The organism is Edaphosphingomonas laterariae (genome assembly GCF_900188165.1).
Taxonomy (GTDB): Bacteria; Pseudomonadota; Alphaproteobacteria; order Sphingomonadales; family Sphingomonadaceae; genus Sphingomonas_E; species Sphingomonas_E laterariae.
Genome location: NZ_FZOS01000029.1, coordinates 1 through 14,462 on the forward strand (window position 1 = coordinate 1; position 14,462 = coordinate 14,462).

Below are 14,462 nucleotides of genomic sequence, written 5' to 3' on the forward strand. Positions count from 1 at the left end.
CTTGGCAGAAAGGCTTCAAGGTGGACGACTTTTACGCCGCCCGCAGCAGGGCTATCCCGCCGCTACCGTGGTCGAATATTGCTCCGCCGTTCTCAATCGGCGTGAAGACGCTCTACATCACGCCGGGTAGCCCGTGGGAGAATGGCTATTGCGAAAGCTTCAACGGGTCGCTGCGCGATGAACTGCTCAACGGCGAAATCTTCTACTCGCTCGCCGAGGCCCGGATCCTGATCGAGGCGTGGCGCCGACATTACAACACCGTCCGGCCGCACAGCTCGCTCGGGTATCGACCACCGGCGCCCGAGGCCGTTCCATCGCCAGTGTCGCCCTCCGGTTCCGCTTCGCTCCACCTACGGCCGACACTGGCGATGGAGGCTTCAATGCACTAACAATCCCAGCGGGCCACTCGGCGGGGGCCGGTCACGACTGCTACGTGGCGGTCCTTGAGGGTGGTGAGGCCATAACTCTTGTTCTGCTTCGCATAGTCAGCATTGCCGACGCGTATCATCGTGGTCTCGAGCAGATGCACTATGGTGGCGAGTACCTTTTCACGCGGGAGCCCACGTCGCTTCATATCGTCATCGACCTTCGCGCGGATCGCTGGCAGCGTGGCCGCGAATTCGAGCATATGTTCGTATTTCGTGCTGTCGCGAATGCTGCGGAAACGCTCGTGGTACCGATACTGCTTGCGCCCCTTCGCATCACGCCCGGTTGCCTGGATATGGCCATTTGCCTTCTGGCAGATCCACACGTCCGTGTATGCGGGCGGTATCGCGAGCTTCACGATACGCTCAAGTATCGTCTTGTTGGTTACGGCTTCGCCTCTGGGATCGCTATACCGGAACTTCGCGCCGTGTGTGTGGCGGCTGATACCGGGCAGGTCGTCGCTGACATAGATGAGCCCGACGCTCTCGGCAGCCTCCTTGGGATCGACGACGACACCCGCTTCGTCGGCATCTGAGATGGGGCGCATTTTGGATTTTTTCATCCTGGATCAGCAACCGAGGGCGCTTCAGGTTCCATCGTTCGATCCCCCCTCCTACAAGCGACCAGAGATGCCAGTCGTCGTAGACGGCGTTCCGGTCTGTTCTTGGGATGTCAGACCGATCGGGCACCCGTTTTACAACGGCGGGAGTGGCCTCTGCGGAATATTGTTCCGTCAGCTCGCCAGTTGGGCTTGGGGGATTATACCCAGGCTTTCGAGGATGGAGCGGGCTCTGGCCGCCCGGCGCGAGTGACTTTCGGCCAGGTCCAGATGCGAGGAGCGCTCTGCCGGATTGGATGAAGACATCGCAAGGGCACGTTCTTCCCTTTCTCGTCGCAGATGATGATGGAGATCAGAGACAGTGATCATTACGCCCTCCAGAATCCGACGTCTAAGCTGATTGCGGGCCTCAAAACTGAACATGGGGAGATTGGTTCCTCGGTGCGGAGCAACGCTCGCGGATGAATTGATCGCGCTCATGTGGAGCCGATGTCGGGACAAGGCTGCCCCGGCAGCGGGTTTGGCACGGAGGCGATCGAGGGTCGAACCCGCTCACCACCGCCGGTAGATCGCGCCCAGTAGGAGAACGGTGATGCCGAACGAGCGATGAATGTAGGCTAAAAGCCTCTGCCGCCAACCAACGCTTGCCAAGCCAATGCCGGTAGCCGAAGATTCCGCCGCAATGAAGAACGACGCCGATCACCTGCCCGAGCTCCAGCAGCGCGAACTGGAGCAGATCCAGAACGTGCTGATGGAGGAGTTTGCCAAGGCGATCGGCCGGGCGACCATGCCCAGTCGCAGGAATGGCAAGATCCTCAAGATCATCCTGTTCGGTTCCTATGCCCGCTCCGATTGGGTCGATGAGCCGGAAAATGGCTATCAGTCCGATTTCGACCTGCTGGTCGTGGTCAATCACGAGGATCTGACTGATATTGCCCACTATTGGTACGTTGCCGAGGACCGCATATTGCGGGATGCCGACATCGCCCGCCCAGTGAACATCATCGTCCATTCACTAGACGAGGTGAACCAAGCGCTGAAGCGCGGCGAATATTTCTGGGTCGATATCGCCCGCGAGGGGATCGTCCTGTACGAACTGCCCTGCCACCCGCTGGCCACGCCAATGCCGCTGACGCCGGCGGACGCTTATGCGATGGCCAAAGCCTACTTCGACGAGTGGCTGCGTAAGATCGAGAGCGGGCTAAAGCTCTCAAAATTCGCCATTGATGAAAGCGAGAGCAATGACGCGGCCTTCTTGCTCCATCAGACGACGGAACGCGCCTATATCTGCTTTCTGCTGGTGCGGACTCTCTATTTTCCGCGTTCGCACAACATCAAATTCTTGAGATCGTTGGCGGAAGACCATGAATCTCGGCTGATCGAGGCATGGCCGCGCGAGCGCCGGATAGACCGCCGGCGTTTCCAGCTATTGAAGCGAGCATATGTCGAGGCACGCTACTCGACTGCTTACGAGATCGACCTTGATGAGCTGAAGGCGATCCTCGCCGATGTGCGCCGGCTGCGCGATATCGTCGAACAGGTGTCGCGCGAACGGCTGGACGAGCTTGGAGTAGCGGCAGGCCTTTAGGACAGCGCCGTGCGGTCAAGGTGCCGGAGCCGGCTAACTCGATGCTCCAAGTACGTTCTCATTCGCACATAATCCGAATAGATGAACAGGCGCTCGCCCTTCAACTTGAAGTGGCGCGGAGCGGCGCCTCGCCCCATTGGTGTCCGACCTCACCGAAGCCGACGGTTATCGGCGGCTCGCGGCTGTCTCAACGATAGCCCACAACCTGGCCCGACGCATGAGCGGGCCGGTCGTATCGATCGATGCGTAGTGACGCCTATGCCTATGCCGCTTTTCCCGGAACTCGACAGCCAGCCGCAATGAACTGACGGGTTCGCGCCAAAGTCGGTGAACGATAGCGAGTGACGGCAAGCGTCGCATGACGTTTCGACCCCCTCGATGCGATCTTTCTCCTGCCGGGCATGGGGCCCGGACGGGAGGTCGCCATGTCGCCAACCAGGCTGCTTTACGGTCAGATTTTCGTTGTCATCGCGACCGTCATCGGCGGCATCTGGGTATCTACCCAATGGGCGGCAGCGATGCTCGGTTACCAGCCCGAGCTCGGACCATCCTGGTTCGAACTGGGCGGCCTCCCGATCTATCATCCCTGGGCGATCTTTCCCTGGTGGTACCGTTATGAAGCTTATGCCCCGGATGTCTTCGACAAGGCCGGAAGCCTGGCCGGCGGCAGTGGCTTCCTCGCCTGCCTGACCGCCATTGCCGGCTCGCTCTGGCGGGCGCGCCAGGCCCGGCATGTCACCACCTACGGATCAGCCCGCTGGGCCAGCGCGCAGGAGATCCGGCGGGCCCGCCTCTTCGGCGAGACCGGAATCATGCTCGGCCGCTACGAGGGCAATTATCTGCGCCATGACGGCCCGGAGCATGTCATGGCCTTCGCTCCTACCCGCTCGGGCAAGGGCGTGGGCCTCGTCATACCGACGCTCCTCAGCTGGATGGGCTCGACGATCGTCCACGATATCAAGGGCGAGAACTGGCAACTGACGGCGGGCTGGCGCGCGCTCTTCTCCCACTGCCTGCTGTTCAACCCCACGGATCCGCGATCGGCACATTATAATCCGCTGATTGAAGTCCGGCGCGGCGAACATGAAGTCCGCGATGTCCAGAATATCGCCGACATCCTCGTCGATCCGGAAGGCGCGCTCGAACGCCGCAATCATTGGGAAAAGACCAGCCACAGCTTACTCGTCGGTGCGATCCTTCACGTCCTTTATGCCGAGGAAGAAAAGACGCTCGCCCGCGTGGCAACCTTTCTCTCCGATCCGGCCCGCAGCTTCGTCGACACGCTGCGCGCGATGATGACGACCAACCACATCGGTACACCCGAAGTGCCCAGGGTCCATCCCGTCGTTGCATCGGCCGCGCGCGAGCTCCTCAACAAGAGCGAGAACGAGCGTTCGGGCGTCCTTTCGACCGCCATGTCCTTCCTCGGCCTCTATCGCGATCCGACCGTCGCCAAGGTCACGTCGCGCTGCGACTGGCGAATCCTGGACATTGTCGCCTCGGGACGTCCGCTCTCGCTTTATATCGTCATCCCGCCATCGGACATTTCGCGCACCAAGCCGTTGGTCCGCCTGATCCTCAACCAGATCGGCCGCCGGCTGACCGAGGAGCTGGAAACCGGTCGCCATGCCGGTGCCCGGCATAAACTTCTGATGATGCTCGATGAATTCCCGGCCCTTGGGCGGCTCGATTTCTTCGAGACTGCGCTTGCCTTCATGGCGGGCTACGGCATCCGCACCGTCCTCATCGCCCAGTCGCTGAACCAGATCGCCAAGGCCTATGGCGAGAATAATTCCATCCTCGACAATTGCCATGTCCGTATCGCCTTCGCGACCAATGACGAGCGCACCGCCCGGCGCGTGTCGGACGCACTGGGGACGGCAACCGAACAGCGCGCCATGCGCAATTATGCCGGCCATCGACTGGCCCCCTGGCTCGCCCATGTCATGGTCAGTCGGCAGGAAACCGCACGCCCGCTGCTGACGCCGGGCGAAGTGATGCAATTGCCGGCAAGCGACCAGCTCGTGCTCGTCTCAGGCATCGCGCCCATCCGCGCTAAGAAGCTCCGCCATTATGAAGACCGCAATTTCCAGGAGCGGCTTCTGCCCCCTCCCCTGCTGGCCGATGACACCTATCGCGATCGCCCGGCACAGCGCGGCAATGATTGGGGCAGCTTTGCCCGGCATATTGCCGCAGCGCTCGAACATAAGCTGAACCAGGACGAAGGTCTCGAAGGCGGCGGCTTCCAGCAGGAACGCCATCCAGGCCTGGCGATAGATGCCGTACCGCAACCCATCGAACAGGCAGAAAGTGATCCGCTGCGCGAAGGCGACGATGTTCCCAATGTGCCGGCCGATGTCGCGACCCTGGCCCGTTCGGGCAGCACCGGAGCCGTCGCCCGTGCCTTCGCGCTCGATGAAGGTCGCGGTCACGATAACCTCCTCCTCGACCGGTGAGGCACCATGAGACACCCGCAGGTCCGCTACCAACTCTTCGTTCCGAAGCCGCTCAGCGATCGTTTCGAGGCGATGGTGCGCGAAGGCGGCGCCACCAAATCGGCCCTTCTTGCAGCAGCGCTCGAAGACTGGCTCGACCGGAAGGGGGCCAACGACATCCAGATCTGGTTTGGTGGGCGGCTGGACCGCATCAACCGCCAGCTTAGCCGCCTAGACCGCAATGACCGGATCGCGATCGAATCGCTCGCGGTGCTGGCCCGCTATATCCTCACCAACCTGATCCCCGTCGCCGAAAGCGACACCGTCGCTATGGCCTATGGTCGCGATCGGTTCGATCGCCTGGTCCAGCGCGTCGCCGAAGCGCTTGCCACCGGCCGGCAGTCGATTGCGGGCGGGCCGATTGATCGCGATCCGGCGGAGCAGTCCGGTGATTGATACCGTGACGTTCACGCGTAGCCAGGCGATGCTCGCGGTCGCCATGGGTCCGGCCATCACCGCGGCGCTGGCCGATCCGATGGTGATCGAGATCATGGTCAATCCCGATGGCGCCCTCAGGCTCGACCGGCTTGATGGTGGCCGTGTGGACACCGGCATCCGGCTCGACTGCCGGCAGGTCGAACGCATCATCCGCCTCGTCGCGGCCCATCTTGGGCGCGAGGTTCATGGCGGCGCCCCGATCCTCTCGGCCGAACTGTCCGCGTCGACCAGCGGCGGCGAGCGCTTTGAAGGGGTGGTGCCGCCGGTCTCGGCCGCCCCCTGCTTCGCGATCCGTAAGCCCGCCGCGCGGATCCATAGCCTGATGGACTATGTGGACGATGGCATCCTGGCAGCCGAGGCGGCTCGGGCCGTGTCGCTCGCTGTCGTCGATCGCCGCAATATCCTGATCGCCGGCGGCACCTCGTCGGGCAAGACGACGCTAGCCAACGCGCTCCTCGTCGAGATGGCCCATCGCGACGAACGGGTCATCCTGATCGAGGACACCCGCGAACTCCAGTGCGCGGCACCTGACACGATCGCGCTCAGGACCAAGCCCGGCGTGGCATCGATGGGCGACATCATCCGCTCGACGCTGCGGTTGAGACCCGACCGGATCATCATCGGTGAAGTTCGCGGCGCCGAGGCACTCGACATGCTCAAAGCCTGGAACACCGGCCACCCCGGCGGCATCGCCACTGTCCACGCCAACAGCGCAGCTGCCGCACTCCATCGCCTCGAACTTTTGATCCAGGAAGGCGTGACCACCGTGCCACGCGCCCTGATCGCCGACGCGATCGACCTCATCATCTTCATCGCCGGGCGCGGCCCGGCCCGCCGGGTCGAAACCATCACCGTCGTCGAAGGGCTCGATGCCGCCGGCAATTACCGCCTCTCCCCCCTGTCCGTCGAAGGAGACCTGCCATGAAATATGCCTGCTCGATCCGTCGTGCACCGCTTGTCGCCGCTGCGGCGATGACTTGCCTCATGACAGGCCCGGCTTATGCTGCGGGGTCCGGAATGCCCTGGGAGGAACCGCTCCAGCAGGTACTGGAATCAGTCCAGGGGCCCGTCGCCAAGATCGTCGCGGTGATCATCATCATCGTGACCGGGCTTACGCTGGCCTTCGGCGAATCGGCGGGCGGCTTCCGGCGGCTGATCCAGATCGTCTTCGGGCTCTCGATCGCCTTTGCCGCCTCGAGCTTCTTCCTCTCCTTCTTCAGCTTTGGCGGCGGAGCGTTGGTCGCATGAGCGGGGTCGAGCAACCGATGCCCGGTTTCGAGGCCCCCATCCACCGCGCGCTGGTCGAACCAATCTTCCTTGCAGGCGCGCCCCGGAGCCTCGCCATCCTCAACGGCACGCTGGCGACCGCGATCGGGCTCGGCTTCCAGCAATGGCTGATTGGCATTCTCGCCGGCGCGATCGGGCATTCGATCGCGACGCTCGCCGCCCGGCGCGATCCGCACTTCGCCGCAGTGCTGGCCCGCCATCTCCGCCAAAAGGGTCAGATGTCATGCTAGCCCTGCACGAATATCGACGCAGGGCGGATCGGCTGGCGGATCATCTGCCATGGGCCGCGATCGTGGCCCCCGGCATCATACTCAACAAGGATGGCAGCTTTCAGCGGACCTTCGCCTTCCGCGGTCCCGATCTGGAAAGTGCCACGCCCGCCGAACTCGTGTCGATCTCGGCCCGGATCAACAACATGCTTCGTCGCTTCGGCAGCGGCTGGGCACTTTATTTTGAGGCCGATCGCCACGAGGCCCAAGGTTATCCGGCAAGCGATTTCCCGGACATCGCCTCGCGGCTTATCGACGCCGAACGCCGCGCCTCCTTCACGGTCGCCGCCCGCCATTTCGAAAGCCGCTACCGCCTGACGCTGCAATATCTGCCCCCCGAAGACGCCGTCGCCCAAGCGGGGCAGATGCTGATCGAACCGCGCATCGAAGAACATCCCCGCCGCGACTGGCGGCGGGAGCTCGACCAATTCCGGACGGAGACCGATCGGACGCTCGATCTTCTGAGCGCGATCCTGCCGGAGGTGTCGGCACTCGACGATGGCGACCTGCTCACTTATCTCCACGGCACAATTTCCGGGCGCGGACATAAGATCGCCGCGCCCGAGATCCCTTTCTATCTCGATGGCCTCCTAGCCGACACACCTCTGATCGGCGGGCTAGAGCCCATGCTGGGCGACCGCCATCTTCGCACACTCACCGTGCTCGGCTTCCCCAATATGAGCCAGCCAGGTCGCCTCGATGCGCTCAACGATCAGGCCTTCGCCTATCGCTGGGTCACCCGGTTCATCGCGCTCGATCGCGAGCAGGCAACTCGGACCCTGACCCGGCTGCGGCGCCAATGGTTCAACAAGCGCAAGTCGCTGTCCGCGCTGCTCCGTGAAATCATGTACAATCAGGCAGCCGCCCTCATCGACAGCGATGCCGACAACAAGGTCGCGGATGCCGATCAGGCGCTCCAGTCATTGGGCGAAGGCCTCGTCTCGTTCGGCTATCTGACGACGACGATCACCGTCGCCGACGAAACGCACGCTGGGGTTACCGACAAACTGCGCGCGACCGAACGCATCATCAACGGTCTCGGCTTCACCACCGTGCGGGAAAGCGTCAATGCCGTCGAAGCCTGGCTTTCTTCCTTGCCGGGCCAGGCCTATGCCAATGTCCGCCAGCCGCTGGTCCATAGCCTTAACCTCGCCCATCTGATGCCGCTCTCGGCCGTCTGGGCAGGGCCAGCGAACAACGCGCATCTGGCCGGCCCTCCGCTTTTCCAGGCGATCACCGGCGGGTCGACGCCATTCCGCTTCTCCACCCATGCCGGCGATGTCGGCCATATGCTGATCGCGGGGCCCACCGGTGCCGGGAAATCGGTGCTGCTCGCCTTCATCGCCTTCCAGTTCCGTCGCTACCCCCACGCTCGCATATTCATCTTCGACAAGGGCTGGTCGGCACGCGCTGCGGTGCTGGCGATGGGTGGGCGCCATTATCCGCTTGGCGCCAGTGACCATGGCGACGGGACGTCCGCCCTGGCCTTCCAGCCCCTGCGCCACATCGATGAGGAGGACGAGCGCGTCTGGGCCATGACCTGGATCACCTCGCTGATCGAGCATGAGACGATCCTGGTCACGCCGGATATCAAGGAAAGTCTGTGGTCGGCGCTCACCAGTCTGGCGACGGCGCCCGTCGAACAACGCACGCTGACGGGCCTCAGCCTCCTCCTGCAATCGGCACCGTTGCGATCCGCGCTAGCCAGCTACACGCTGGCGGGGCCTTATGGCCATTTGCTCGACGCCGCCGAGGACGGATTGGAAATCGGCACGCTCGAATGCTTCGAGACCGAAGCCCTAATGCAGCGCCCGGCGATCGTGGCTCCGGTTCTCACCTATCTGTTCCACCGGCTCGAGAAGCAGTTTGACGGATCTCCAACGCTGCTGATCCTCGACGAGGCCTGGCTGTTTCTCGATCAGCCGCTGTTCGCGGCCCGCATTCGCGAATGGTTGAAGACGCTGCGCAAGAAGAATGTTGCCGTCATCTTCGCGACCCAGAGTCTCGCCGACATCTGCGAGAACCGCATCGCACCGGCCATTATCGAGAGCTGCCCGCAACGTATCCTGCTGCCCAACCCTCGCGCGGACGAGCCACAGTCCCGTGATGCCTATCTGAGGTTCGGGCTCAATCACCGCCAGATCGAACTGATCAGCCGGGCGACGCCCAAGCGCCATTACTACCTTCAGTCCGCACTCGGGAACCGGCTGTTCGAACTGGGGCTGGGGCCAGCAGCGGCCGCGCTGTGTGGTGCGTCGGGGCCAGCCGCACAGGCGACGATCGATGCCTTGCTCGCCATTCACGGCGATGAAGATTTCGCAACCCGCTTTCTCGCCGCCTCCGGCCTGCCCTGGGCCGAAGCCCTTCTGCCTGCCCCCGATGATGGAGACCGCCGATGAGTGCTCACACGCTTCCGACGCCCGGCCGGCGAAATCTTGTCCGGTCGTTGCTGATCGCATCACTGCTCGTCGGGCTTAATGTCCCGGCCATGCCCGCAGCCGCGATCCCGGTTTTCGATGCCAGCAACTATGCGCAGAATGTGCTGACCGCCGCGCGCACGCTCCAGCAGATCAACCAGCAGATCCAGTCGCTGCAGAATGAAGCAGCCATGCTCATCAATATGGGAAAAAACCTGTCGCGGGTGGATTTCCCCCAGCTACAGGCGCTGCGGGATCGCCTCGCCGAAATCGATACGCTGATCGCTGAGGCGCGTGGGCTGGCCTTCGAAGTCAGCCGCCTCGACGATCAGTTTGGCGAAATGTTCCCCGATGCTTTTGACACGGCACTGAGGCTCGACCAACGCGTGACCGGTGCCCGCGCGCGGCTGGATACCAGCATGGCGACATTCCGCCAAACGATGGCGGTGCAGGCAGCGATCGCCGAAAATGTCCGCAAGGACAGCGAGGCGATGGCCGAGATCATCGCCACGAGCCAGGAGGCCGAAGGTGCGCTTCAGGCGGCCCAGGCCACCAACCAGCTGCTGGCGCTGACCGCCAAGCAGCAACTTCAGCTTCAGTCCATGCTCGCCACCCAGTTCCGGAGCACATCCATCGAGCAGGCCAGACGCGCCCAGGCCGAACAGGATGCGCAGGCGGTAACGCGCCGGTTCCTCGGCTCGGGTCGGGCGTACACACCCCAATAGGCTGAGGTGCCGCCGACGGCATTCCGCCTGCCGGCCGCTCCTCGTCGCGGGGCCCGCGCGAGTCCCCCCGCATCCGCACTCGGCCTGCGGCCCCGCGACAAAATCCTTCGAAAGGTCCGCCCACGTGCATGACCTCGACATCATCGACCAGTTCATGACGGTCTTCATCCACTATATCGACAGTGGCTTCGGCCTCCTCGGCGGCGACGTTGCCTTCCTCGGCACCACGCTGATTGGCATCGATATCACACTGGCCGGCCTGTTCTGGGCAATGGGCGCGGACGACGAAGTCCTGTTCCGCCTGATCCGAAAGATCCTCTATGTCGGCGCGTTCGCACTCATCCTGAACCATTTTCCGACGCTCGCGGATATCATCTTCCGGTCCTTCGCCGGCCTTGGCCTGACCGCCGGCGGCAGCGGGATGTCTGCCGATGATCTGCTGCGCCCGGGCCGGCTCGCCGCCACCGGGTTCGAAGCCGCCTGGCCGCTCCTCGATCAGGTGGCGGACCTGCTCGGCTTCACGACCTTCTTCGACAATTTCCTGACCATCTCCATCCTGATGCTGGCCTGGGCGTTGGTCCTGCTCGCTTTCTTCATCCTCGCCATCCAGCTCTTCGTCACCATCATCGAGTTCAAGCTGACAAGCCTTGCCGGTTTCGTCCTGGTGCCCTTCGCCTTGTGGAACCGCACCAGCTTCCTTGCCGAACGCGTCCTCGGCAACGTCGTCTCGTCGGGAATCAAGGTGCTGGTGCTCGCCGTCATTGTCGGCATCGGATCGGGATTTTTCGCGGACTTCATCTCCGCGCTCGATGGCCAGGAGCCCGATATCGGCCAGGCCATGAGCCTTGTGCTGGCGAGCCTGGCCTTGCTCGGACTTGGAATATTTGGACCGACAATCGCTTCCGGACTGGTATCGGGCGCCCCCCAGCTCGGGGCCGGTGCGGCGATCGGTACCACCATCGCGGGTGCGGGCGCGATCGCCATGAGCGGAAGTGCTGCGATGGCCGCCGCGCGCGGCCTCGCCGGTGGTGCGCTGACTGCCATGCGGGCCGGTACATCCTTGGGGGCTGCCGCCTCGACGGCCTACGCGTTGGGCCAGGAAGGGTCCGGATCGACCAGCACCGGCGCTGGCCTCAAAGGCATAGGGCGCGCCGTCGCCGGCGGCGTCGCATCGAAGGCAAAAGCCACAGCCGGCTTCGGCGCAGCAGCCGAAAGGGGCCGAACGGCGACATGGTCCGCGCTCAATCCGACATCTGCCTCTGCGGCCACGACCGGCGCTGAGACTCCGCCATCCTGGGTCCACGAGCTCCGCGCGGATCAGGCGGCCCGCCACCGCCGGCAGCTGGCCATCCATACGTTGGGCAGCGGCGATCATGGCGGCGCCGGTGCCCATCCTGACATCTCTGAAAAGGACTGACGCCATGGCATTCAAGCGAAGCGTGCAGCGCTACGGAACCACCCCGGAACCCGACACGCCCTATCAACGCGCGGGTCAACTCTGGGACGAACGCATCGGTTCGGCCCGCGTTCAGGCCCGCAACTGGCGGATCATGGCTCTTGGCGGTCTGCTCCTGTCATCCGGCCTCGCCGCATCTCAAATCTGGCTGTCGCTCCAGAGCCGGGTCATTCCCTATGTGGTCGAAGTCGATCGACTTGGCGAGGCGCGCAGCGTTCGTCCGGCCGATAGCAGCTACCGGCCCACCGACCCGCAGATTGCGTGGCATCTGGCGGCCTTCGTCCGCAACATCCGCTCCGTGTCGCTCGATCCGGTGCTGATGCGCGAGAACTGGCTGGCGGCCTATGATTTTACGACCAAGCAGGGGGCCATCCGACTTTCGGAACACGCACGCGCCGACGATCCCTTCGCGGATGTCGGGATCCGTACCGTGTCCGTGCAGGTCACCAGCATCGTGCGCGCCTCCGACCGCAGCTTTCAGGTCAAATGGACCGAGAGCGAATATGAACGCGGCAGCCTCACGGCCGAATCCCGCTGGACAGCAATGCTGACGGTGATTGTGCGGCCGCCACGCTCGGCCGATGCCATCCGCAAGAACCCGCTCGGGCTCTATGTCGACGCCATCGACTGGAGCCGGGAGCTCGAGCCACCGCCCCGCCGAGAGCCACGGTCGACGGCGCCAGCACCGGCGCCGCGCATCCCGTCCGACATTCCACATGGGTCTCCGCTCGATCCGGGCCTCAGCGGCGAGCTCCCCATTTTATCGGACCCTGAAAGGAACATCGGATGAACCTGCTTGCCCACGGCATCACCATCTTCGCCATTGCCGCCACCTCGCCCGCATGTGCCACCACCACGGTATCGGCTGGCCGAGTGCTCAGCGCCAATCGGGAGGCGCTTCGCGAGCCTCTCGCCACCCGCTTCACCAATGCCCGACAGGTCTATGCCTGGTCGGATGGCGCGACCTATCGGCTGTTCGCTCTCCCAGAACGGATCAGCGACATTGCGCTAGAGCCCGCCGAGAAGCTGATCTCGGTCGCCGCCGGAGACACCGCTCGCTGGATGGTCGGCGATACGGTGAGTGGCGACGGGTCCGAGACTCAGGTCCACATATTGGTCAAACCGATCGAGCGTCATCTCAGGACCAACATGGTCATCACCACCGATCGGCGGACCTATCATCTCGAGCTCGACAGCGGCTCGGCTGCCGCGATGGCGGCGGTCTCCTGGAGTTACCCGCGATCCGCGCTGCTCACAATCCGCGCGCCCGAACCGCCCGCCAAGCGCCCCCCGCCGCCTGCCGAAACTTTCGACGCGATGCGCCTTGATTTTGGATACTCAATCAGCGGCGATCAGCCATCCTGGCGGCCACTGCGAGCCTTCGACGACGGCAGGCAGACCTTCATCCAGTTTCCGGCATCGATCGCCGTATCCTCGGCGCCACCGCTGTTCCTGCTGAATGCGGAAGGCAAAGCCGAGCTGGTGAACTATCGGATGCGCGGCACCTATTATGTCGTCGACCGCCTGTTCGAGACAGCGGAGCTCAGGCTGGGCGAAAAGCGCCAGACCATCGTCCGCATCACCCGCACCGGAAGGCAGAAGTCATGACCGGCCGTTGTGACACACAGCCGGCGGATCCGGATACGCCGCCTCCTGCCAAACTCGACCCCGCAACGCTGGTATTGCGCGGCACGCCAACGCGACCGGTGCGCATCCGGCGCAATGTGGTGATCGCTCTGTCCGCCACGACTTTCGCCGCATTGGGAGCGACGACCTGGATGGCGCTCACCCCGCCTGCACTTCGTGCAAGCGGCGAAGAACTGGCCGAGCGACAGGCCGAACCAACCGGTGCAGACGAGAAACTGGCCGACATTCCGGCCAGCTATGACGCCATTCCCAAGCTGGGCCCGCCATTGCCGGGTGACCTCGGCAGGCCAATTCTCGCCCGACAGCAAGCAACAGTCAGCGGCGGATCTGGCCCCGGCCAAGCCGCCGAAGCCGATCCCGTAGCCGAGGCGTACCGAAAACGAGAAGCTGCCCGCGCTGCCGCCCAAGGTTCGGGGATCATGATGACGCTGCGCGGGGCATCCGCCGGGCCGGACCGCGTTCAGGCAGCGATTGCCGGGGCTCTGGAACCGGATGGCGCTGCAGCGCCACGGTCAAGCGATACTTCCGGCACCAGCGTGGTGGGCCCCTCCATCGACGGCATTAATCCATATGCCATGCGCGAGTCCCCGTCACCGTGGACGATCAGCGCGGGAACCATCATTGCCGCCAGCCTCTTGACCGGACTCAACTCCGATCTGCCGGGTATAGTCATTGCTCAGGTGAGCGAGAATATCGTCGACAGCGCGACCGGTCGCACGCTTCTGATACCGCAGGGCTCCCGGCTCATCGGCCGCTATGAGAACGGGCTGCGATTCCACCAGACTCGTGCGCTGCTGGTCTGGCAGCGCATACTGTTTCCGAACGGCAGTTCCATCCGTCTCGACGACATGCCCGCCACTGATGCTTCGGGCCAAGTGGGGATCAGCGACCGCGTCGACCTGCATGGCGGCGCACTTCTGAAAGGCGTCGCCCTTTCCACGTTGTTGGGCGTCGGCAGCGAACTTAGCTTCGGCGATAACGAAAGCGAGATCGTCCGCGCATTGCGTGAAGCCGGACAGTCCAGCGGAAATCAGGCCGGCCAGGATATCGTCCGCCGCAGCCTCGACATCCAGCCGACCATCACGGTCCGGCCAGGCTGGCCTGTCCGCGTGCTTGTTCATCGGGACCTGATTCTTCGACCCTGGACCGAGTGAG

The 14,462-nt window shown here is 63.8% G+C and carries 14 protein-coding genes; 13 read left to right on the plus strand and 1 reads right to left on the minus strand.

What is annotated here, in order from left to right:
• A partial coding sequence (locus CHB74_RS17615; RefSeq protein WP_245843000.1) for an integrase core domain-containing protein occupies positions 1-389 on the plus strand: 389 nt, incomplete at its 5' end.
• On the opposite strand, the gene CHB74_RS17620 is transcribed toward CHB74_RS17615, so the two are convergent.
• The gene (locus tag CHB74_RS17620; RefSeq protein ID WP_089220852.1) at positions 386-988 is read right to left on the minus strand and encodes a DNA topoisomerase IB; all 603 of its coding nucleotides are present in this window, start codon (positions 986-988) and stop codon (positions 386-388) included. The two genes, CHB74_RS17615 and CHB74_RS17620, sit on opposite strands and share 4 nt — an antisense overlap.
• A 679-nt stretch (positions 989-1,667) precedes the next feature.
• Between CHB74_RS17620 and CHB74_RS17625 the strand changes: the two genes are divergently transcribed.
• From CHB74_RS17625 to CHB74_RS17680, 12 genes are all read left to right on the plus strand, one after another.
• Entirely contained in the window at positions 1,668-2,573 is a 906-nt protein-coding gene (locus CHB74_RS17625; RefSeq protein WP_089220853.1) for a nucleotidyltransferase and HEPN domain-containing protein, read from the plus strand.
• A gap of 425 nt (positions 2,574-2,998) precedes the next feature.
• A complete protein-coding gene (locus CHB74_RS17630) occupies positions 2,999-5,029 on the plus strand; it encodes a conjugal transfer protein TraG (protein WP_089220890.1) in 2,031 nt (676 codons plus the stop codon).
• 6 nt (positions 5,030-5,035) lie between these two features.
• Complete coding sequence (locus CHB74_RS17635) at positions 5,036-5,464, plus strand: CopG family transcriptional regulator (RefSeq protein ID WP_144033848.1); 429 nt, start codon at positions 5,036-5,038, stop codon at positions 5,462-5,464.
• Positions 5,465-5,492: 28 nt separating this feature from the next.
• Complete coding sequence (gene trbB / locus CHB74_RS17640; protein ID WP_089220891.1) at positions 5,493-6,431, plus strand: P-type conjugative transfer ATPase TrbB; 939 nt, start codon at positions 5,493-5,495, stop codon at positions 6,429-6,431.
• Positions 6,428-6,754 carry a TrbC/VirB2 family type IV secretion system protein gene (locus tag CHB74_RS17645; protein ID WP_089220855.1) on the plus strand — a complete coding sequence of 109 codons (327 nt, stop codon included), beginning with the start codon at positions 6,428-6,430 and terminating at the stop codon, positions 6,752-6,754. The genes trbB and CHB74_RS17645 overlap by 4 nt, the downstream gene beginning before the upstream one ends.
• Positions 6,751-7,023, plus strand: a complete 273-nt coding sequence (locus CHB74_RS17650; protein WP_089220856.1) for a VirB3 family type IV secretion system protein — start codon at positions 6,751-6,753, stop codon at positions 7,021-7,023. Before CHB74_RS17645 ends, CHB74_RS17650 begins: the two co-directional genes overlap by 4 nt.
• Positions 7,017-9,461 carry a conjugal transfer protein TrbE gene (gene trbE / locus CHB74_RS17655; protein ID WP_089220857.1) on the plus strand — a complete coding sequence of 815 codons (2,445 nt, stop codon included), beginning with the start codon at positions 7,017-7,019 and terminating at the stop codon, positions 9,459-9,461. Before CHB74_RS17650 ends, trbE begins: the two co-directional genes overlap by 7 nt.
• Positions 9,458-10,204: a P-type conjugative transfer protein TrbJ gene (gene trbJ, locus CHB74_RS17660; protein ID WP_089220858.1), complete on the plus strand. Its 747-nt coding sequence runs from the start codon at positions 9,458-9,460 to the stop codon at positions 10,202-10,204. The genes trbE and trbJ overlap by 4 nt, the downstream gene beginning before the upstream one ends.
• Positions 10,205-10,328: 124 nt before the next feature.
• Entirely contained in the window at positions 10,329-11,621 is a 1,293-nt protein-coding gene (gene trbL, locus CHB74_RS17665) for a P-type conjugative transfer protein TrbL (protein WP_089220859.1), read from the plus strand.
• A gap of 4 nt (positions 11,622-11,625) precedes the next feature.
• Positions 11,626-12,450, plus strand: a complete 825-nt coding sequence (trbF, locus tag CHB74_RS17670) for a conjugal transfer protein TrbF (protein WP_089220860.1) — start codon at positions 11,626-11,628, stop codon at positions 12,448-12,450.
• Positions 12,447-13,268, plus strand: a complete 822-nt coding sequence (trbG, locus tag CHB74_RS17675) for a P-type conjugative transfer protein TrbG (protein ID WP_089220861.1) — start codon at positions 12,447-12,449, stop codon at positions 13,266-13,268. Before trbF ends, trbG begins: the two co-directional genes overlap by 4 nt.
• Positions 13,265-14,461, plus strand: coding sequence for a TraB/TrbI/VirB10 family type IV secretion system protein (locus CHB74_RS17680; RefSeq protein ID WP_089220862.1), 1,197 nt, complete (start codon positions 13,265-13,267; stop codon positions 14,459-14,461). Before trbG ends, CHB74_RS17680 begins: the two co-directional genes overlap by 4 nt.
• Position 14,462 lies beyond the last annotated feature (1 nt).